This is a genomic window from Pseudomonas sp. GT1P32, from assembly GCF_054897805.1.
The window spans coordinates 6,553,591-6,572,603 of the sequence record NZ_CM142704.1 but is presented as its reverse complement, the minus strand read 5'-3'; the positions used below and the strand labels follow the sequence as shown (position 1 = coordinate 6,572,603).

Sequence of the window (19,013 nt, the reverse complement as noted above, 5' to 3'; positions counted from 1 at the left end):
TCCGGCATGCCTGGGTCCACTGCTCTCATCGGTCGTAACCTGGTCCCGGGCTCCGCCCAGGGCGCGCTGCTGTTTGCCGATGTCGGGCTGAGCTTCTGGGGCGGCGTCGACCCTTACACGGGTGAAGTCATCGACCGTCACCATCCGCTCAGCGGTGAACATCTGAGCGGTTGTGTGCTGGCCATTCCCAGTGGTCGCGGTTCGTGTACCGGCAGCAGCGTGCTGATGGAGTTGATCAGCAACGGTCATGCACCGGCCGCTTTGGTCCTGGCCGAAGCCGATGAGATTCTGACCTTGGGCGTGCTGGTGGCACAGACCATTTTCGAGCGCTCCCTGCCGGTGCTGTGCATCGGCCGGGAGGCCTTCGCTACCTTGCGCGGCAAAGCCTTCGCCCGAGTCGAAGGCGCCTCGCTGGAGGTGTTCGATCACGTGCCCATCGATGGCTGGCAGCCAACCGAAACACTGATGCACACCGGCGAAACCAACGAGTCGATTGAGCTCACCGGGTTCGACCGTTCGCTGCTCGACGGCGAGCATGGCAAAGCCGCGCAGATGGCCATGCAGATTGTCCTGCGCATGGCCGAACTGCAAGGCGCCCACCAACTGGTGGACATCTCTCAGGCCCACATCGACGGTTGTATTTACACAGGACCGGCGAGCCTGCGCTTCGCCGAACAACTGGTGCAGTGGGGCGCGAAAGTTCGGGTGCCCACCACCCTCAATTCAATTTCCGTAGACCAGCGCCGCTGGCGAGAGTTGGGCATCGACCCGTTGCTCGGCGAACCGGCCAGTGCCTTGGGCGATGCCTACATGGCGATGGGCGCGCAGCTCAGCTTCACCTGTGCCCCCTACTTGCTCGACACCGCACCGAAGGCCGGCGAACAGATCGTCTGGGCCGAATCCAACGCGGTGGTCTACGCCAACAGCGTGCTCGGCGCACGCACATTGAAGTACCCGGATTACCTGGATATCTGCATCGCCCTGACCGGCCGCGCGCCGCTGATCGGTTGTCATCTGGAGGCGCCACGCAAAGCCCGCCTGCGAATTGAATTACCGGAATTGGGCGAACTCGACGATGCGTTTTACCCCTTGCTCGGCTACCACATCGGTGCCCTCGCGGGCAGCCGGATCCCGCTGGTGTTCGGGCTGGAACAGCACCAGCCAGACCTCGACGACCTGAAAGCCTTCGGCGCGGCGTTTGCCACCACGTCGGCCGCGCCGTTGTTTCATATCGCCGGGGTCACGCCCGAAGCACTCGACCCTGCACAAGCGCTGGAAGCCGACGTCCCGGTGCCAGTGGAAACAATCCGCCTGGAGGACCTGCTGGGCAGTTGGCGCGAGCTCAACAGTGCCCGTGACAACCGCGTGGAGGTGGTCTCGCTGGGTAACCCGCACTTCTCGCTCAGCGAGTTCGCCCGACTCGCACGGCTGTGTCGCGGCCGGCACAAACACCCCGATGTGGTACTCGCCATTACGTGCGGTCGTGCAGTGCTGGAACTGGCGCGCGATGCTGGACACATCGGCGTCATTGAAGCCTTCGGCGCCACCCTGGTGACCGACACCTGCTGGTGCATGCTCGGCGAGCCGGTGATCCCGCCGGCCGCCACAACCTTAATGACCAACTCGGGCAAATACGCCCATTACGCACCCGGTCTGGTGGGGCGCAAAGTGCACTTCGCCAGCCTCGCCGAGTGCGTTGATGCCGCTTGCACTGCCAGCGCCAGCGGGCGATTGCCGAGCTGGTTGCAACCTGCCTTGCTGATGGAGAGCCTCGCGCATGTTTGATTACACCTTCCAATGGCGCGCCACCCTGCGCGCCTTGCCGGACATGCTCGCCGGCGCCTGGGTCACGTTCGAGACCGCCGCGCTGTCGATGATTTTCGGCGTACTGATCGCCCTGGCCCTGACAGTCATGCGTGAAACCAGGCACCCGCTGCTGCGCGGTATCGGCAACGGCTGGGTGTCGATTGCCCGTAATACCCCGTCGCTGTTCCAGATCTACATCCTGTACTTCGGCCTCGGTTCAATGGGCCTGCACGTCAGCTCCTGGCTCGCGCTGTTGGCCGGGATCACCTTCAACAATGCCGGCTATCTCGCGGAAAACTTCCGTGGCGGGCTCAAGGCGGTGCCAGGCACGCAAGTGCGGGCCGCGCGTTCGCTGGGCATGAGTGCCTTCCAGACCTACCGCATGATCGTCGTCCCGCAACTGTTGCGGATCGTGTTCTACCCGTTGAGCAACCAGATGGTCTGGGCGGTGTTGATGACGTCGCTGGGGGTGATTGTCGGGCTCAACAACGACCTCACCGGCGTGACCCAGGACTACAACGTCAAGACGTTCCGCACCTTCGAATATTTCACCATCGCCGCGGTGCTGTATTACCTGATTGCCAAGGCGATCGTCGCGACGGCCCGGCTGATGGCCTGGCGGCTGTTCCGTTACTGAGGACGTGACTATGTTTTCCACCGGTTTTTCCTGGAACGACCTGCTGTTCCTGCTTAACGGCGCCTGGATCACGCTGCAACTGACTTGCTGGGCGATCCTGCTCGGCACATTCGCCGGGCTGGTGTTCGGCCTGCTGCGTGCGCTGTTGCCACGGGCCACTCTGCCACTGGCGTGGGTGCTGGACGTGTTTCGCAGCGTGCCTCTGCTGATCCAGTTCGTGCTGTTCAACTCGCTCAAGAGCATCGTCGGCCTGAACATCAGTGCTTTCAGCGTGGGCTGCATCGTGCTCGGGGTTTACGCCGCCGCGTACTTCACCGAGATCGTGCGCGGCGGCGTGCTGTCGGTACCGCTGACCTTGCGCCGGGCCAGCCGTTCACTGGGCCTGAGCTTCTTCCAGGACCTGCGTTGGATCGTCCTGCCGATGGCCTCGCGGGTAGCCTTCCCCGGCTGGCTGAACCTGGTGCTCGGGGTGATGAAAGACACCGCGCTGGTGATGTGGATCGGCATCGTCGAACTGCTCCGCGCCTCGCAAACCATCGTGACCCGCATTCAGGAACCGCTGCTGGTGCTGTGCATCGCGGGCCTTATCTACTACGTCATGAGCCTGGTGGTCGCACGCCTCGGCGCTCGTCTGGAAAGAAGGTGGCAAGAAAATGATTGAGATCGACAACGTACACAAATCCTTCGGCGACCTTGATGTGGTCAAGGGTGTCAGCCTGACAGTGAACAAGGGCGAAGTGGTGTCCATCATCGGCGGCTCCGGCTCGGGAAAATCGACCCTGCTGATGTGCATCAATGGCCTGGAGCCGATCCAGAAAGGCAACATCCGCGTGGATGGCGTCGAGGTGCATCATCGCGCAACCGACCTCAACCATCTGCGGCAGAAAATCGGCATCGTGTTCCAGCAATGGAATGCCTTCCCGCACCTGACCGTGCTGGAAAACGTGATGCTCGCGCCGCGCAAGGTCCTGGGCAAAAGCAAGGCCGAAGCCGAGGCGCTGGCCGTGCAGCAACTGACTCACGTTGGCCTGGGCGACAAGCTCAAGGTGTTCCCCGGCAAGCTCTCGGGCGGCCAGCAACAACGCATGGCCATTGCCCGCGCCCTGGCCATGTCACCGGATTACATGCTGTTCGACGAAGCCACCTCGGCCCTCGATCCACAGTTGGTCGGCGAAGTGCTGGACACCATGCGCATGCTCGCCGAAGACGGCATGACCATGGTGCTGGTGACGCACGAGATCCGCTTCGCCCGGGACGTGTCCGACCGCGTGGCGTTCTTTCGCAACGGCCTGGTGCATGAGATCGGCTCGCCGGATCAAGTGATCGGTAATCCAATACATGCGGAAACCGCTGCGTTCCTCAAATCGGTGAAATAACCATCGGCCCCATCGCGAGCAGGCTCGCTCCCACAGGGAGTACGCAATCACTGTGGGAGCGAGCCTGCTCGCGATGAGGCCCTGACAGACGAAACAAGGAGCAAACTATGCGCTCATCAAAAGTGATTCATGTAGTCAGCTGCCACGCCGAAGGTGAAGTCGGCGACGTGATCGTCGGCGGGGTCGCACCACCGCCCGGTGCCACGGTGTGGGAACAATCACGCTGGATCGCCAGGGATGAAACCCTGCGCAACTTCGTGCTCAACGAGCCGCGTGGCGGGGTGTTCCGACACGTCAACCTGCTGGTGCCGGCCAAGGACCCGCGGGCGCACATGGCCTGGATCATCATGGAACCGGCGGACACGCCGCCGATGTCCGGCTCCAATTCCTTGTGCGTGGCCACCGTGTTGCTCGACACCGGTATTGTGCCAATGACCGAACCGCAAACCCGGCTGGTGCTCGAAGCCCCCGGCGGCCTGATCGAGGCCGTAGCCGATTGCCGTGACGGCAAGGTCGAACGGGTGGAAATCAAAAACGTGCCGTCCTTCGCCGATCGCCTCGACGCGTGGATCGAAGTGGAAGGTGTCGGCTCCCTCAAGGTCGATACCGCCTATGGCGGTGACAGCTTTGTGATCGCCGATGCCAGGGAACTGGGCTTTTCAATCCGCCCCGATGAAGCCGCCGACCTGGTGGCGGTCGGGCTGAAAATCACCCGTGCCGCCAACGAGCAATTGGGCTTTGTGCATCCGTTGAACCCTGAGTGGTCACACATTTCCTTTTGCCAGATCGCCGCGCCCGTCGTCCACGAGAACGGCATCGCCACCGGCGCCAACGCGGTGGTGATTCAACCGGGCAAGATCGACCGCTCGCCGACCGGTACGGGTTGCTCGGCGCGCATGGCGGTGTTGCACGCCAAAGGTTTGATGCGCGTCGGCGAACGCTTCATCGGTCGCTCGATCATCGGCTCCGAATTCCACTGTCGGATTGACTCACTGACCGAAGTGGCCAGACGCCCCGCTATCTACCCCTGCATTTCCGGCCGGGCCTGGATCACCGGCACCCATCAACTGCTGCTTGATCCAAGTGATCCGTGGCCACAAGGCTATCGACTGTCAGACACCTGGCCTGGTGCCTGAGCACACTGAAGCATTGAACACCCCGACCGACGGCTGACAAAAAACCCCACAACCTGAAAAAACCACTAGCCGATTCTTTACATTTTAAATATCGTATACGAAATACAAATAACGAAACCGGAGACAACTATGAGCAAGCGAATTAACTGGAGTGGCGTCTTCCCTGCGGTAACCACTCAATTCAACGATGACTTCTCGATCAACCTGGAAAAAACCCATCAGGTGATTTCCAACGTGATCCGCGACGGCGTGTCGGGCCTGGTGGTTTGCGGCTCGGTAGGCGAGAACACTTCGTTGACCGCTGAAGAAAAAATCGCCGTGACCGAAGTCGCGGTCGATGCCTCGCGCGGCCGTGTGCCAGTGATTTGCGGTGTGGCCGAATTCACCAGTGTGCAAGCGGCCAAGGTCGCCAACGCCGTGCGCAGGGTCGGTGTCGATGGCGTGATGCTGATGCCGGCGCTGGTCTACGGTTCCAAGCCGTTCGAAACCGCCGAGCATTACCGCTACGTGGCAAAAAACGCCGACGTACCGTTGATGGTCTACAACAACCCGCCGATCTACAAAAACGACGTGACCCCGGACATCCTGATTGCCCTGGCCGACTGCGACAACGTGGTGTGCTTCAAGGATTCCTCTGGCGACACCCGCCGCTTCATCGACATCCGTAACGAAGTGGGTGACCGTTTTGTGCTGTTCGCCGGCCTCGACGATGTGGTGCTGGAAAGCCTCGCCGTGGGCGCTGAAGGCTGGGTGTCGGGCATGTCCAACGTGTTCCCGAAAGAAGGTGAAACCATCTTCCGCCTGGCCAAGGCCGGACGTTATGCCGAAGCCATGCCGATCTACGAATGGCTGATGCCGATCCTGCACCTCGACGCCCGTGCCGACCTGGTGCAGTGCATCAAGCTGTGCGAAGCCATCGCCGGTCGCGGCAGTGCGCTGACCCGTCCGCCACGCCTGGCCCTGCCGGAAGAAGATCGGGTCTTCGTCGAGCAGATCATGGCCAAGGCCCTGGCCAACCGTCCGCACTTGCCGGACGTCGGTCTCTGAGTGATTGCCGGGCGGGGCTTTGCGGCCCCGGCCCGGCTACCTGTTTTTGCGCCCCTACAGGAAACGCCAGCATGCCCAACGCTCAACACGCTCACCGCGCAACCACACCCTCGGGACTCAAGCGCGTCGTGGCCGCCGCCATGGCCGGCACAGTCGCCGAATGGTATGAATTCTTCCTTTATGGCACCGCGTCGGCACTGGTCTTCGGCCAGTTGTTCTTCCGCCAGACCGACAGTCCCATCGACGGCATCATCGCCGCTTTCGCCCTGTACGCCGTGGGCTTTCTCGCCCGTCCGTTGGGTGGCCTGGTGTTCGGTCACTACGGCGACAAATACGGCCGCAAGCGCCTGCTGCAACTGAGCCTGGTGGTGGTCGGTATCACCACCTTCTTGATGGGTTGCCTGCCCGGTTTCAACCAGATCGGCTATGCCGCACCGGTGTTGCTGGTGCTGCTGCGGCTGATCCAGGGTTTCGCATTTGGCGGCGAATGGGGCGGTGCGATTCTACTGGTGTCCGAACATTGCCCGGACAATCGTCGAGGTTTCTGGGCCAGTTGGCCGCAAGCCGGTGTGCCGGCCGGCAACCTTGTCGCGACGGTTGCGCTGTTGCTGTTGTCGTCGAATCTGTCGGAGGAACAATTCCTCGCTTGGGGCTGGCGCGTGGCGTTCTGGTTCTCGGCCATCGTGGTACTGATCGGCTACTGGATTCGCACCAGCGTCGATGACGCGCCGATTTTCAAGGAAGCCCAGGCCCGTCAGGCGCAGACCAAGCAACAGCAACTGGGCGTGGTCGAAGTGCTGCGTCACCACTGGCGCTCGGTGCTGGTCGGTATTGGCGCGCGGTTTGCCGAAAACATCCTCTACTACACCGTCGTGACGTTCTCGATTACCTATCTGAAACTGGTGGTGCACAAGGACACGTCCGAAATTCTGCTGCTGATGTTTGGCGCGCACCTGCTGCATTTCTTCATGATTCCGTTGATGGGTTATCTGTCTGACCTGGTCGGGCGCAAACCGGTGTACCTGACCGGCGCAGTCCTCACGGCGTTCTGGGGTTTCATCGGCTTCCCGATGATGGACACCGGCAACAACTGGCTGATCATGGCGGCCATCACCCTGGGCCTGGCCATCGAGTCGATGACCTATGCGCCCTACTCGGCGCTGATGGCGGAAATGTTCCCGACCCACGTGCGCTACACCGCGTTGTCCCTGTGCTACCAGGTGGCGCCGATCTTCGCCGGCTCCCTCGCCCCGCTGATTGCGATCACCTTGCTCAACAAGTACCACAGCTCGACACCGATCGCGTTTTACCTGGTCGGCGCGTCGCTGATCTCCATCATCGCGGTCGGCCTGACCCGTGAGACGCGTGGCAAGTCGTTGCACCTGGTGGACAGCGAATCTGCCGCGCGCATCGCCGCCCTGAACGACGCCGAACCAGTGACCGCACGCCGCAGCGATTCCTTGGCCTGACGCCGCAGACCTGTAGGAGCGAAGCTTGCTCGCGAAGACGATGTGTCAGCTGACATCTCTGTTGAATGTATTACCGCCTTCGCGAGCAAGCTTCGCTCCTACAGATCCAACCCCCTACATTCCGACAGGAGCTTTTCATGCCCCAGATCATCGGCCACAACTACATCGGCGGTGCGCGCAGTGCCGCTGGCAAGATCACCGTGCGCAGCCACGACGCCACTACCGGTGAAGCGCTGCCCTACGCGTTCATGCAGGCCACCAACGAAGAAGTCGACGCCGCCGCCCAGGCCGCCGCAGCCGCCTACCCGAGCTTTCGCACGCTATCGGCTATTCGCCGTGCGGAGTTTCTCGAAGCCATCGCCACGCAACTGGAGGCACTGGACGATGATTTCATCGCTCTGGTGACCCGCGAGACGGCGCTGCCGAACGGACGCATTCTGGGTGAGCGCATGCGCACCAGCAGCCAGATGCGCCTGTTTGCGCAAGTCCTGCGCCGTGGCGATTTTTATGCGGCACGCATCGACCGGGCCCTGCCCGAGCGTCAGCCACTACCACGAGCTGATTTGCGCCAATACCGGATCGGTGTCGGCCCGGTCGCGGTGTTCGGTGCAAGCAATTTCCCGCTGGCATTCTCAACCGCCGGTGGCGATACCGCTGCCGCCCTGGCCGCCGGTTGCCCAGTGGTGTTCAAGGCCCACAGCGGGCATATGGCGACTGCCGAACTCGTGGCCGACGCGATCATCCGTGCCGCCGAGCAGACTGACATGCCCAAGGGTGTGTTCAACATGATCTACGGTTCTGGCGTGGGCGAAACCCTGGTCAAACATCCGGCGATTCAGGCTGTCGGTTTCACGGGGTCACTCAAGGGTGGCCGCGCGCTGTGCGACATGGCCGCGGCACGAGCGCAGCCGATTCCTGTGTTCGCCGAAATGAGCAGCATCAATCCAGTGCTGGTATTGCCCGAAGCACTGCAACTGCGGGGCGAGAAAATTGCCAGCGAACTCGCCGCCTCCGTGGTGCTCGGCTGTGGCCAGTTCTGCACAAACCCGGGACTGGTGATCGGTATTCGCTCGCCCGCGTTCAGCGCCTTCACCCAATCGCTGAGCGCCGTGATGGCCGGGCAACCGGCGCAGACCATGCTCAACTTCGGCACGCTCGACAGCTACGCCAACGGTGTGCAGGCGTTGCACGCGCACCCGAACATCACTCACCTGGCCGGTCGTGATCAACAGGGCACACAGGCGCAGCCACAACTGTTCAAGGCCGACGTCAGTCTGTTGCTCAATGGCGACCCGCTGCTGCAAGAAGAAGTGTTCGGCCCGGCAACAGTGTTGGTGGAAGTGGCCGACAAAGCCGAACTGCAACGGGCACTTCAGCACTTGCACGGGCAACTCACGGCCACGCTGATTGCTGAAGCCGGCGACCTGCAAAATCACCCCGAGCTGTTACCGCTGCTGGAGCAAAAGGTCGGCCGGGTGTTGTTCAACGGTTACCCGACCGGTGTCGAAGTCTGCGATGCGATGGTGCATGGCGGGCCTTACCCGGCCACCTCAGATGCGCGCGGCACCTCAGTCGGCAGCCTCGCCATCGAACGCTTCCTGCGCCCTGTGTGCTATCAGAACTGTCCCGACGCGCTTCTGCCCGACCCGCTGAAAAATGCCAACCCGCTGGGCATCGCTCGTCTGGTCGATGGCAGCAGTCAACGCGCGCCCCTGTAAAAAAAACGCCACCGGTTTACCGGTGGCGCACTTTCTCACCTCATCCCAGCAGCGCTTTCAGATCGTTGTACAACGCCTCGGGAATCTCGACGCCCTCCACCAGGCTACGCGCTCGCGCCTCATAGCGCCGTTGCGAGGGCAACCGCGCACCCTGCCCTTCAATACTCTCAAACAAGACCTCGGCACGGGCCAGATGCTGTTCGGTGGCTTCACCGAGAAAGCGCCGTGGATCAAGGGCAATGATCAACTCGCCATGGTACGGCGACGACTTGCTGCCGGCGTCGTAAGCCAGTGACTCGGCACTGGTCAGGTCGCCGATCAACGGCCCGGCGATCAGCTCCACCATGGCCGCCAGCGCCGAGCCTTTGTGCCCACCGAACGTCAGCATCGCGCCCGCATCGAGCACCACGTTGGCATCGGTGCTTGGTTGGCCCTGCGCGTCCACACCCCAGCCCTCGGGAAGCGCTTTGCCGGCGCGCCGGTGCAACTCGATATCACCACGGGCAATCGCGCTGGTGGCGAAGTCGAACACAAACGGGTCCTTGCCCGAGCGTGGCCAGCCGAACGCAATGGGATTGGTGCCAAACACTGGCTGGCTGCCGCCCGCTGGCGCCACCCAGGCATGACTGGGATTGCAGGCCAATGCCACGAGGCCGGCCGCCGTCAGTTGCTCGATCTCAACCCACAGCGCAGAGAAATGCACGCAGCGATTGATTGCCAGCGCGGCGATACCGTTTGCCCGGGCTTTCTGCGCCAACAACGGCAGCCCAGCCTGGAACGCCAATTGTGAAAAACCACCCGCCGCGTCCACGCGCACGATCGAAGGCGCTTGATCTATGATCTGCGGCTCGGCATCGGCCGCCACTTTGCCTGCCCTGAGTGAGTTGACGCAGCCCAGAATCCGATACAAACCATGGGAGGCGCAGCCATCGCGCTCGCCGGCAATCACTGTGGCTGTCACCGCCTGAGCGTGGGCAAGGTTGAAACCGTTGTGCAGCAAGATCGATTCGGCCAGCTCGCGAGCTTCGGCCAGGGACAGACGGATCATAATCACCTCCTTGAACAGACCGTCCAGCCTGACCCACTCCAGCCGTCACGGCTTGATCGCTTTAGGTCGACGCCATGACGAATTCGGCACATATCGATCATTGCGATGCGTCTTTGCATTGGCTCGGCATCGTCGGCCATCATTCGCTGCAAAACCGCAAAAAAATCAAAAAAACCGCCCCTCAACGCATTGTTTTACCGTAGCCTCGTCCCCCATCCTGAACGCCAATCATGAACCCTGCACACGGCCACTAACTGTTTTCCCATGCGCAAACTTCTGTACCTGACTTTCTCCATGGCATTGATTGCCGCCCTGACGACCTACGCCATGTGGGCCGCGGATCGTCCGGCGGGTCATTACCTGTCGGACTTGCGCATCGATCTCGCCATCGATCAGGGAACGCCTGCCGATCGTGGCAACCTGCTGGGCATCCAGCCCGAACTGTTTCCCACCGACTACCAAAGCGCCGAACGCTTGCACCGCAAACTCGCGGCCTATTTGCAGAAAGCCCAGGAACAGGGGCTGCTGAATGAAAAAACCATCGTCGTGCTGCCTGAACATGTCGGCACCTGGCTGATGGTCAGCGGCGAGAAAGACGAGTTGTATCAGGCCACCACGCTCAAGGAAGCCATGAACTGGCTGGCGGTGAGCAACCCGCTGAAGTTCGTCCGCGCGCTGATCGGCGCCAAGGGTGACAACCGCCTCGACGATGCGCACCTGCGCATGAAAGCCAAGAGCATGGCCAAGGATTACCAGGCGCTGTTTGGTGGGCTGGCAAAGGAATTTCATGTGACGCTTGTGGCGGGTTCCATCGTGCTGCCCGAGCCGAGCATCATCGACGGCACCCTGAAAATCGGCCGTGGTGCGCTGTACAACAGCAGCGTGGTGTTCGGCCGCGACGGGCTGCCGATTGGCCAGCCACAGCGCCAGATGCACCCGATCGTCGATGAAAGCGATGTGATCCAGGCCAATGGCGAACACACGCTAAACGTCGTCGACACCCCGGCCGGACGCCTGGGCGTGTTGATCGGCAGCGACAGCTGGTACCCGGACAACTACCGCCAACTCGACGATCAGGGCGCGCAGCTGGTCGCGGTCCCGGCGTTCGTCATCGGTCGCGGCGCCTGGGACAAGCCATGGCGCGGCTACAAGGGTCTGTCGACGCCCGATTCCGTCAGCCTCAAGGCTGGCGAACTGAGCGAGGGTCAAGCCTGGCATCGCCTGACGCTGACCGCTCAACCGCCCGCCAGCCAGGCTGTCGCCGGCATGAGCGTGTTCCTGCGTGGGCAGTTCTGGGATCAGGGCAGCGCCGGGCAAAGTTTTCTCAGCAGCAACGGACAGCATTTCGCCGGTGGAAACTTCCGTGGCGCGCGCTTGCTGAACCTTTGGTTATAAACCATGAAAACGTTGCCGATGCGTCTGGGCGATCTGTCGGTGGGCTTTGTTCATAGCCTGGCCGACGCGGTGCGCAGTCACGGCATCGATCCTCAGCCCCTGCTCGACCAGTATGGCCTGGACCCCGCCCGGCTTGGCGAAGCCTGCGCCCGGCTGTCGATCCCGCGCTACATGCGCCTGGGCCACGGTGCCATCCAACTGACCGCTGACCCGGCACTGGGTTTACGCATGGGCCAGCTCAGCCGCCTGAGCCAGGCCGGCCTCGCCGGGGTTACCGCCGCGCAGGCACCGACAGTGCGCGAAGCGGCACGTTGCCTGATTCGCTTCGAAGCCTTGTACGGCTCCAACTATCGCGGTCAATCGAGTTTCCACGAAGATGCCCAAGGCGCGTGGCTGCGGTTCTATTCCATCAGCCCTTACAACGCCTATAACCGCTTCGTGGTCGATTCGATCATCGCCGGCTGGTTGCAACAATTGTCCAGCGTCAGCCCTGTCCCCCTGAGCGCTGAGCGCATCGAGATCGAGTTCGACGAACCGGATTACCGGGACGCTTATGCGGTGCTGGGCGATTGTCCGATCCTGTTTGGCGCCGAACAGAACCAACTGCGCCTGAGCCTGGCCAGCCTCGCTCAGCGCAACCCGCTGCACTGCCCGAGTACGTGGCGACACCTGCTGCAATTGTGTGAACGGGAACTGGAACAACTGACACGCACCCGCAGCCTGCGTGAACGCATCACTCAGTTGCTGGGGCCGTTGCTCAATGGTGGCCGGGAACCCGACCTGGAAGAAGTGGCGGCACGCCTGAAGCTGCCTACCTGGACCTTGCGCCGCAAACTCACCGAGGAAGGCACGCAGTTTCGTGCAATTCTCAACGACACTCGTCGCGACCTGGCCATGACCTACATTCGTGACACCGAACTGGCGTTCGGTGAAATCGCCTACCTGCTGGGCTTTGCCTCAGCCGAAGCGTTTCAACGTGCTTTCAAACGCTGGAGCGGTCAGACACCCGGCGAGTTTCGCCGCAGTCACCGCCAGTCAGCCTGACGCTTACAGCTCGGTAGCGTCTTCGGCCGGTTCCAGCGGGTCCAGTTCAAAGGCCTGGAACTCGAGCAGCTCTTCTTGATAATCGTCCATTTTGAATCCCCCATCGCTCATTGAAAAAACGCTTGAATAAATGACCTGCACCTTGAGCATAAAGTGCCCGCGTGAAAGAAAAATGACGCAGGCACGACGCTTCATCGCTACTGAATAAAACGTAGCAGGTGGTCAGGAATTTATCACAGGTTTTTTTCGATACAGGCGACAGGAATGCGGCCTGGGTTGACGCGGATCAAACTTGAACACGATTCCGGGATCGACAGGCGACGAGCCGATCCCGGAACGTCAGTCACCGGTTATTGGCTGGTCACAGGCATGGCAGGAATCGGTTCGCTCGGTGGAGGCAAATTCGACTGCGCCGGTGGCGTGACGTTTTCCGTCGACGGTGCCGCCGATTCAGCGTTCTCGGCCGGTGCAACCGGTGCGGGCTCAGGTGGCGGTGCAACCGGTTCTGCAGCAGGTGCTGGCGCAGGCTCGGCGGCCGGAGCTGGAGCTGATTGGGCGGCAGAGGCCGGCTCAGGCGCCGGTGCAGCTTTGGCTTCAGGCACGCCCAGATCGGTTTTCGGCTTTTCGACGATGTGCGCGGCTTTTTTCGCTTCCGGCGGCAGGAACAATTCCACCAGGGAGAAGAAGCGCTCGTAGAATTTCGCCGAAGAGACGGTTTCACTGGCGACCTTGACCATCGAGTCGTCGGACGAGCCGATCGGCATCGATACCGAACCCAGCACACCGACACCGAGGCTCGCGGAGTTGTTGGTCTTCTTCAGCGCATAGCGGTCCTGCAAGGCGTTGGCGAACATGGTCGCGTGATGGCCTTCGCTGCCATCATCGGCACAGACCACACTGAAGCTGATCTCCATGTGGGTCTCGCCAGTCTGCTGGAAGCTCTTGTGACCACTGATCAGCTTCGGGTCGCTGCTGGTGATGATGTAACCCTGGCTGAGCAACGCGCGACGGGCGGCTTCGCAGGATTGCGCATCGGTGACCGGGTAATTGCGCGAAAAGGTTCCGGAGTCATCGAAGTTCTCATGCTCATAGATCGGGGCTTTTTTCGAAGAGCAACCGGCCGCGACGGCCAGCACCAACGCCAGCCCGACAACCCGCACGGGAAATGATTTAAACATTGAGCATCCTGAGAAAAACAGTCCGGGGCGTATTGTGCAACAGATCGATGCTTAGCGTCGCATCGATTAGTGTCTTGAAACAGTTACAAGTGTAATGACTGCCATTTTCAGGAAAAAGTCGCCCGAAAAAAACTCAGCCGACGGACAGCCCCTGCCCGCTTTTACTGCGCCCACAAAAAACCCCGGCGGTTTGGCCGGGGTCTTTGTGTTGCGGGAAACTCAGTCAGGCATCAGAAACGCTTGATGTCCGCTTCGGCTTCCAGCTGCTTGCGGTACGCAGCAAAGTCTTGCTGACCGATGCGCGAGGCGAGGAAGCGGCGGTATTGAGCCTTCTCTTCGTCGGTCGGCGCAGCGGCTTCGTTGACGCCGTTCAGACGCACGATCACCAGGCTACCATCGGTCAGAGTCACGCTGCTGAAGGTCGGCTTGTCTTTGGCTACCGGCTTCGGCATGCGGAACAACGCTTGCAGCACAGTCGGGTCGATCCCTTCCTGAGCGCGATTCGCCGCAGCGGTGACTTTCCAGTTCTGACCATCAATCGCCTTGTCCAGCGGCGTCTTGCCCTCGCGCAGGCTGGCAATCAGCTCATCAGCCTTGGTCTTGGCGGCAGCACTTGCGTGCTCCTTGGCCAATTGCCCACGGATGGCGGCAGAGACGCTTTCCAGCGGCAGTTGCGCAGGCTTCAGGTGCTCCTTGGCGCGCAACACGATCACGGTTTCCGGATCGAGTTCGATGGCGGTGCTGTTGGCACCCTCATCCAGCACTTCAGGACTGAACGCTGCAGCGATCACCGCACGGTTGGCTGCAACGCCGTCGCCACCTTCCCGGCCGAACGGCTTGGAGGTGTGAACGGTCAGTTTCAGGTCCTGTGCCGGCTGGGCCAGATCGGAAGATTCGAACGACGAGTCTTCCAGTTGCTTGGTCGCCTCGACGAAACGCTGCTCGACCTGCTGGGTTTTCAGCTCGCGAGTCAGCTTGTCTTTCAGGCTGGCGAGGGTCGGAACTTCCGGTGCCTCGACACCCAACAGCTTGATCAGGTGGAAGCCGAAATCAGTACGAACCGGGGCCGAAACCTGGTCCTTGGCCAACGCATACAGCGCGGTTTCGAACGCTGGATCGTAGACGCCAGGGCCTGCGTAACCGAGGTCACCACCGTTGTTCGCCGAACCTGGATCCTGGGAGAACTCCTTGGCCAGGGCCTCGAACTTCTCGCCTTTGGCCAGACGGGCCTGAACCTCTTCGATCTTGGCCTTGGCTTGCGCCTCGGTCACCTTGCCGTTCACTTCGATCAGAATGTGCGCCGCCCGACGTTGCTCGGACAGGTTGGCGATTTCTTTCTGATACGCCGCTTGCAGGTCTTCGTCTTTCACCGCGACCTGATCAAAGAAGGAAGACTTCTTCAACTCGAGGTAATCGATGATCACCTGATCCGGTGTCATGAATTCCTTGGCGTGTTCGTCGTAGTAGGCCTTGACCTCATCGTCGGTCAGCTTCACAGCCGCCGGGTCAGCCTTGACGTTCAGGGTAGCGAAATCGCGGGTCTGTTTTTCCAGACGGGCGAACGCAAGCACCTGTGCGTCGGTGACGAAACCGCTGCCTGCCAAGCCAGCGCGCAGTTGGCCGATCAGCATTTCCTGAGCCAGCATCTGGCGGAATTGCATGCGGCTGTAGCCGAGCTGACGAATAACCTGATCGAAACGCTCGGAGCTGAACTTGCCGTCCACCTGGAACTCAGGGGTTTGCAGGATCACTTGGTCCAAAGCCGCTTCGGAAAAAGCGAATTTCGAGTTTTCTGCGCCTTGCAGCAACAGTTTGCGGTCGATCAAGCCTTTGAGGGCCGATTCGCGCAGCATTTTTTCGTCGAGCAAGGAAGCATCGAAATCCTTGCCCAGCTGTTGCATGAGTTGACGGCGTTGCATATCGACCGCCTGGCTCAGCTCGTTCTGGCTGATTTCTTCGCCGTTGACCTTGGCCGCATCGTTACGATGGGTGGTGGCCTGAAAAATGGCGTCGAAACCGGTCAAAGCCATCAGTGCAACGATGACCCCGATAATGGTCTTGGCAATCCAGCCTTGTGAATTGTCCCTGATATTCTGCAGCATGCGTCCCCCAGAAACGGTTGAACTTCAAAATTAGGCAACCGTGGAGCGTGGGTAGAATCCGGATAGAAGAAAGGCGCATCCGAGGATGCGCCTTCTCGTAACTGGCGGAGCGGACCAAGGGTTCGAACTTGCGACCCTCGGTGTCTCGGACCGGCAACTTGCCGACTGGACTACCGCTCCGCTGCCAGGTCAGGCATGACCCCGACCCGGATAGGCAAAAACCTGAATCGAACTTAGTTGACAGCTTCTTTCAGTGCTTTACCGGCTTTGAAACCTGGTTTTTTGGCTGCTGCGATTTCCAGCGTCTTACCGGTCTGTGGGTTACGACCAATGCGAGCTGGACGATCAGTTACGGAGAAAGTACCGAAACCAACCAGAACAACAGAGTCGCCAGCCTTGAGAGCGCCAGTGACGGATTCGATTACAGCGTCCAGCGCACGGCCAGCAGCAGCTTTCGGGATATCAGCGGATGCAGCGATAGCATCAATCAGTTCCGACTTGTTCACTCTAAGTCCCCTTATATCTATTTGAGTATGATTCTAAGTTTTTTGGTGAAAGCAAAAACGAGTGCTGAATGGCCTACAGACACTTAAGAGCCGCTTTATAACAAGGGCTCTAAAAAGCTGTCAACAAGCCCTCCAGGCAAATGCGTACTAATGCGTGCTAATTCTTTCCTTAGAGTCAGACTCGCGTTTTTCATCCTTTGCAACTATCTCCGGAGCTACATCGGGCAAGGGCTCCGGCGCGTATTGCAGCGCAATTTGCAGGACCTCGTCAATCCATTTAACCGGTTTAATCTGCAGATCTTGCTTGATATTGTCAGGAATTTCCTTCAGATCGCGTACGTTCTCTTCAGGAATGATCACCGTCTTGATCCCGCCACGGTGGGCAGCAAGCAGTTTTTCTTTCAGACCGCCAATCGCCAGCACTTGACCGCGCAAGGTAATTTCACCCGTCATGGCCACGTCAGCGCGCACCGGAATCCCGGTCAACGCCGACACCAGGGCCGTGCACATGCCTACACCGGCGCTAGGGCCGTCCTTCGGGGTCGCCCCTTCCGGCATGTGGATGTGCGTGTCGCGCTTCTCGTGGAAGTCCAGGGGAATGCCCAGGCTCTTCGCACGACTGCGGACAACGGTCAGGGCAGCGGTGATCGATTCGACCATCACGTCACCCAGCGAACCGGTCTTGATCAACTGGCCTTTGCCCGGTACGACAGCGGCTTCGATGGTCAGCAATTCGCCGCCCACCTGAGTCCATGCCAAGCCGGTCACCTGACCGATCTGATCTTGCGATTCAGCCAGGCCGTAGCGGAATTTACGCACGCCCAGGAAGTGCTCCAGCATGTCGGCAGTAACCTTCACCGAGAAGCGTTTTTCCAGTGCGTGCTCTTTGACCGCCTTGCGGCAAACCTTGGCAATCTGGCGCTCCAGCCCCCGTACACCGGCTTCGCGGGTGTAGTAGCGGATGATGTCGCGGATCGCTTCGGCGTCGAATTCCAGCTCGCCTTTCTTCAAACCGTTGGCCGTGATCTGCTTCGGCGAAAGGTATTTGACGGCGATGTTGATTTTCTCGTCTTCGGTGTAACCCGGCAGACGAATCACTTCCATCCGGTCGAGCAGCGCCGGTGGAATATTCATCGAGTTCGAGGTGCACAGGAACATCACATCGGACAGGTCGTAATCGACTTCCAGATAGTGATCGTTGAAGTTGTGGTTCTGCTCCGGATCGAGCACTTCCAGCAACGCCGACGCTGGATCGCCACGCATGTCGCTGCCCATTTTGTCGATTTCATCGAGCAGGAACAGAGGGTTGCGGACGCCCACTTTTGTCATCTTTTGAATCAATCTTCCTGGCATCGAACCGATATAAGTCCGGCGATGACCACGAATTTCCGCTTCATCACGCACACCACCGAGGGCCATGCGCACGAATTTACGGTTGGTGGCGTGAGCAATCGACTCCGCCAGCGAGGTTTTACCCACGCCAGGAGGACCGACCAGGCACAACACCGGGCCACGAATCTTCTTCACGCGCTTTTGCACGGCGAGGTATTCGAGGATGCGTTCTTTGACTTCTTCCAGACCGTAGTGGTCTGCGTCGAGGATGTCTTCGGCACGTGCCAGGTCCAGACGCACTTTGCTCTGAGCCTTCCACGGCACCTGAACCAGCCAGTCGATGTACGAACGCACCACGGTCGCTTCCGCGGACATTGGCGACATTTGTTTCAGCTTGTTCAGTTCGCCCTGGGCTTTGGCCAAGGCGTCTTTCGGCAGGCCGGCGGCATCGATGCGCTTTTTCAGCTCTTCGATTTCGTTATGGCCTTCGTCGCTGTCGCCGAGTTCTTTCTGAATGGCCTTCATCTGCTCATTCAGGTAGTACTCGCGCTGGCTGCGCTCCATTTGTTTTTTGACGCGACCGCGAATGCGTTTTTCGACTTGCAGCAGGTCGATCTCGGCATCCAGCAACGCCAGGACGTGCTCGACCCGGGCCGACAAATCGATGATTTCGAGAATTTCCTGCTTCTGCTCGATCTTCAGGGCCATGTGCGCGGCCATGGTATCGACCAGGCGGCCTGGCTCGTCGATGCTGTTGAGCGACGACAGGACTTCAGCGGGGACTTTCTTGCCCAGCTGCACATATTGTTCGAACTGAGCCAGCAGGCTGCGGACAAACACTTCCGACTCGCGCTCAGGAGCATCGACTTCATCGATCAAGGAGACTTCGGCACGGCAGTGGCCGTCCACTTCGCTGAAGCGCTCCACGGCGCCCCGCTGCTCACCTTCGACCAGAACCTTGACCGTGCCGTCAGGCAACTTGAGCAACTGCAGAACGGTAGCGATCGTACCTACGCGATAAAGTGCTTCTTCACCGGGATCGTCGTCAGCAGGGTTTCTCTGGGCCAGCAGAAGGATCTGCTTGTCGCCCGTCATCGCTGCCTCGAGGGCTTCGATGGATTTCTCGCGCCCCACGAACAGCGGGATAACCATGTGCGGATAAACCACAACATCACGCAATGGCAGGAGAGGCAATTCGATGGTTGTCTTCATGATTTCG

The 19,013-nt window shown here is 60.4% G+C and carries 15 protein-coding genes and 1 tRNA gene; 10 read left to right on the top strand and 6 right to left on the bottom strand.

What is annotated here, in order from left to right; all coding sequences use genetic code 11:
* Nucleotides 1–6: 6 nt before the first annotated feature.
* The 8 genes from lhpI (at nucleotide 7) to ACYZUC_RS29985 (ending at nucleotide 9,189) form a co-directional block, all read left to right on the top strand.
* A complete protein-coding gene (gene lhpI, locus ACYZUC_RS30020) occupies nucleotides 7–1,785 on the top strand; it encodes a cis-3-hydroxy-L-proline dehydratase (protein WP_461992286.1) in 1,779 nt (592 codons plus the stop codon).
* Complete coding sequence (locus tag ACYZUC_RS30015; RefSeq protein WP_461992284.1) at nucleotides 1,778–2,443, top strand: amino acid ABC transporter permease; 666 nt, start codon at nucleotides 1,778–1,780, stop codon at nucleotides 2,441–2,443. The genes lhpI and ACYZUC_RS30015 overlap by 8 nt, the downstream gene beginning before the upstream one ends.
* A gap of 10 nt (nucleotides 2,444–2,453) precedes the next feature.
* Nucleotides 2,454–3,104, top strand: a complete 651-nt coding sequence (locus tag ACYZUC_RS30010) for an amino acid ABC transporter permease (RefSeq protein ID WP_192419918.1) — start codon at nucleotides 2,454–2,456, stop codon at nucleotides 3,102–3,104.
* Complete coding sequence (locus ACYZUC_RS30005; protein ID WP_461992282.1) at nucleotides 3,097–3,819, top strand: amino acid ABC transporter ATP-binding protein; 723 nt, start codon at nucleotides 3,097–3,099, stop codon at nucleotides 3,817–3,819. Before ACYZUC_RS30010 ends, ACYZUC_RS30005 begins: the two co-directional genes overlap by 8 nt.
* 107 nt (nucleotides 3,820–3,926) lie before the next feature.
* Nucleotides 3,927–4,955, top strand: coding sequence for a trans-3-hydroxy-L-proline dehydratase (locus tag ACYZUC_RS30000; RefSeq protein WP_461992280.1), 1,029 nt, complete (start codon nucleotides 3,927–3,929; stop codon nucleotides 4,953–4,955).
* Nucleotides 4,956–5,084: 129 nt separating this feature from the next.
* Entirely contained in the window at nucleotides 5,085–6,002 is a 918-nt protein-coding gene (locus ACYZUC_RS29995) for a dihydrodipicolinate synthase family protein (RefSeq protein WP_461992278.1), read from the top strand.
* 71 nt (nucleotides 6,003–6,073) lie between these two features.
* Nucleotides 6,074–7,471, top strand: coding sequence for a fosfomycin efflux MFS transporter AbaF (gene abaF, locus ACYZUC_RS29990; RefSeq protein WP_461992276.1), 1,398 nt, complete (start codon nucleotides 6,074–6,076; stop codon nucleotides 7,469–7,471).
* Between the two features lie 137 nt (nucleotides 7,472–7,608).
* Nucleotides 7,609–9,189, top strand: a complete 1,581-nt coding sequence (locus ACYZUC_RS29985) for an aldehyde dehydrogenase (NADP(+)) (RefSeq protein ID WP_461992274.1) — start codon at nucleotides 7,609–7,611, stop codon at nucleotides 9,187–9,189.
* Between the two features lie 40 nt (nucleotides 9,190–9,229).
* Here the strand turns inward: ACYZUC_RS29985 and ACYZUC_RS29980 are convergent, their stop codons facing one another.
* Nucleotides 9,230–10,237: an Ldh family oxidoreductase gene (locus ACYZUC_RS29980; RefSeq protein ID WP_461992273.1), complete on the bottom strand. Its 1,008-nt coding sequence runs from the start codon at nucleotides 10,235–10,237 to the stop codon at nucleotides 9,230–9,232.
* A 264-nt stretch (nucleotides 10,238–10,501) separates the two neighbouring features.
* Here ACYZUC_RS29980 and ACYZUC_RS29975 point away from each other — a divergent pair, with 264 nt between their 5' ends.
* Both ACYZUC_RS29975 and ACYZUC_RS29970 read left to right on the top strand, forming a co-directional pair.
* A complete protein-coding gene (locus ACYZUC_RS29975; RefSeq protein WP_461992272.1) occupies nucleotides 10,502–11,632 on the top strand; it encodes a carbon-nitrogen hydrolase family protein in 1,131 nt (376 codons plus the stop codon).
* Nucleotides 11,633–11,635: 3 nt separating this feature from the next.
* Nucleotides 11,636–12,676, top strand: coding sequence for an AraC family transcriptional regulator (locus ACYZUC_RS29970; RefSeq protein ID WP_461992270.1), 1,041 nt, complete (start codon nucleotides 11,636–11,638; stop codon nucleotides 12,674–12,676).
* A 350-nt stretch (nucleotides 12,677–13,026) separates the two neighbouring features.
* Here ACYZUC_RS29970 and ACYZUC_RS29965 read toward each other — a convergent pair whose 3' ends face one another.
* From ACYZUC_RS29965 to lon, 5 genes are all read right to left on the bottom strand, one after another.
* Entirely contained in the window at nucleotides 13,027–13,854 is an 828-nt protein-coding gene (locus ACYZUC_RS29965; RefSeq protein WP_461992268.1) for a DUF2242 domain-containing protein, read from the bottom strand.
* A gap of 230 nt (nucleotides 13,855–14,084) precedes the next feature.
* Nucleotides 14,085–15,956, bottom strand: coding sequence for a SurA N-terminal domain-containing protein (locus tag ACYZUC_RS29960; protein ID WP_461992266.1), 1,872 nt, complete (start codon nucleotides 15,954–15,956; stop codon nucleotides 14,085–14,087).
* Nucleotides 15,957–16,058: 102 nt separating this feature from the next.
* Nucleotides 16,059–16,136 (bottom strand) — tRNA-Leu (locus tag ACYZUC_RS29955).
* 53 nt (nucleotides 16,137–16,189) lie between these two features.
* Entirely contained in the window at nucleotides 16,190–16,462 is a 273-nt protein-coding gene (locus ACYZUC_RS29950; protein ID WP_002552737.1) for an HU family DNA-binding protein, read from the bottom strand.
* A 147-nt stretch (nucleotides 16,463–16,609) separates the two neighbouring features.
* Nucleotides 16,610–19,006 carry an endopeptidase La gene (lon, locus tag ACYZUC_RS29945; RefSeq protein WP_192419905.1) on the bottom strand — a complete coding sequence of 799 codons (2,397 nt, stop codon included), beginning with the start codon at nucleotides 19,004–19,006 and terminating at the stop codon, nucleotides 16,610–16,612.
* Between the last annotated feature and the right edge of the window lie 7 nt (nucleotides 19,007–19,013).

Coding starts and splice junctions, on each gene's coding strand:
- lon (WP_192419905.1), bottom strand. CDS start 19,006: ATGAAGACAACCATCGAATTGCCTCTCCTGCCATTGCGTGATGTTGTG.
- ACYZUC_RS29980 (WP_461992273.1), bottom strand. CDS start 10,237: ATGATCCGTCTGTCCCTGGCCGAAGCTCGCGAGCTGGCCGAATCGATC.
- ACYZUC_RS30000 (WP_461992280.1), top strand. CDS start 3,927: ATGCGCTCATCAAAAGTGATTCATGTAGTCAGCTGCCACGCCGAAGGT.
- ACYZUC_RS30015 (WP_461992284.1), top strand. CDS start 1,778: ATGTTTGATTACACCTTCCAATGGCGCGCCACCCTGCGCGCCTTGCCG.
- ACYZUC_RS29970 (WP_461992270.1), top strand. CDS start 11,636: ATGAAAACGTTGCCGATGCGTCTGGGCGATCTGTCGGTGGGCTTTGTT.
- ACYZUC_RS29985 (WP_461992274.1), top strand. CDS start 7,609: ATGCCCCAGATCATCGGCCACAACTACATCGGCGGTGCGCGCAGTGCC.
- ACYZUC_RS30010 (WP_192419918.1), top strand. CDS start 2,454: ATGTTTTCCACCGGTTTTTCCTGGAACGACCTGCTGTTCCTGCTTAAC.
- ACYZUC_RS29965 (WP_461992268.1), bottom strand. CDS start 13,854: ATGTTTAAATCATTTCCCGTGCGGGTTGTCGGGCTGGCGTTGGTGCTG.
- ACYZUC_RS29975 (WP_461992272.1), top strand. CDS start 10,502: ATGCGCAAACTTCTGTACCTGACTTTCTCCATGGCATTGATTGCCGCC.
- abaF (WP_461992276.1), top strand. CDS start 6,074: ATGCCCAACGCTCAACACGCTCACCGCGCAACCACACCCTCGGGACTC.
- ACYZUC_RS29995 (WP_461992278.1), top strand. CDS start 5,085: ATGAGCAAGCGAATTAACTGGAGTGGCGTCTTCCCTGCGGTAACCACT.
- ACYZUC_RS29960 (WP_461992266.1), bottom strand. CDS start 15,956: ATGCTGCAGAATATCAGGGACAATTCACAAGGCTGGATTGCCAAGACC.
- lhpI (WP_461992286.1), top strand. CDS start 7: ATGCCTGGGTCCACTGCTCTCATCGGTCGTAACCTGGTCCCGGGCTCC.
- ACYZUC_RS30005 (WP_461992282.1), top strand. CDS start 3,097: ATGATTGAGATCGACAACGTACACAAATCCTTCGGCGACCTTGATGTG.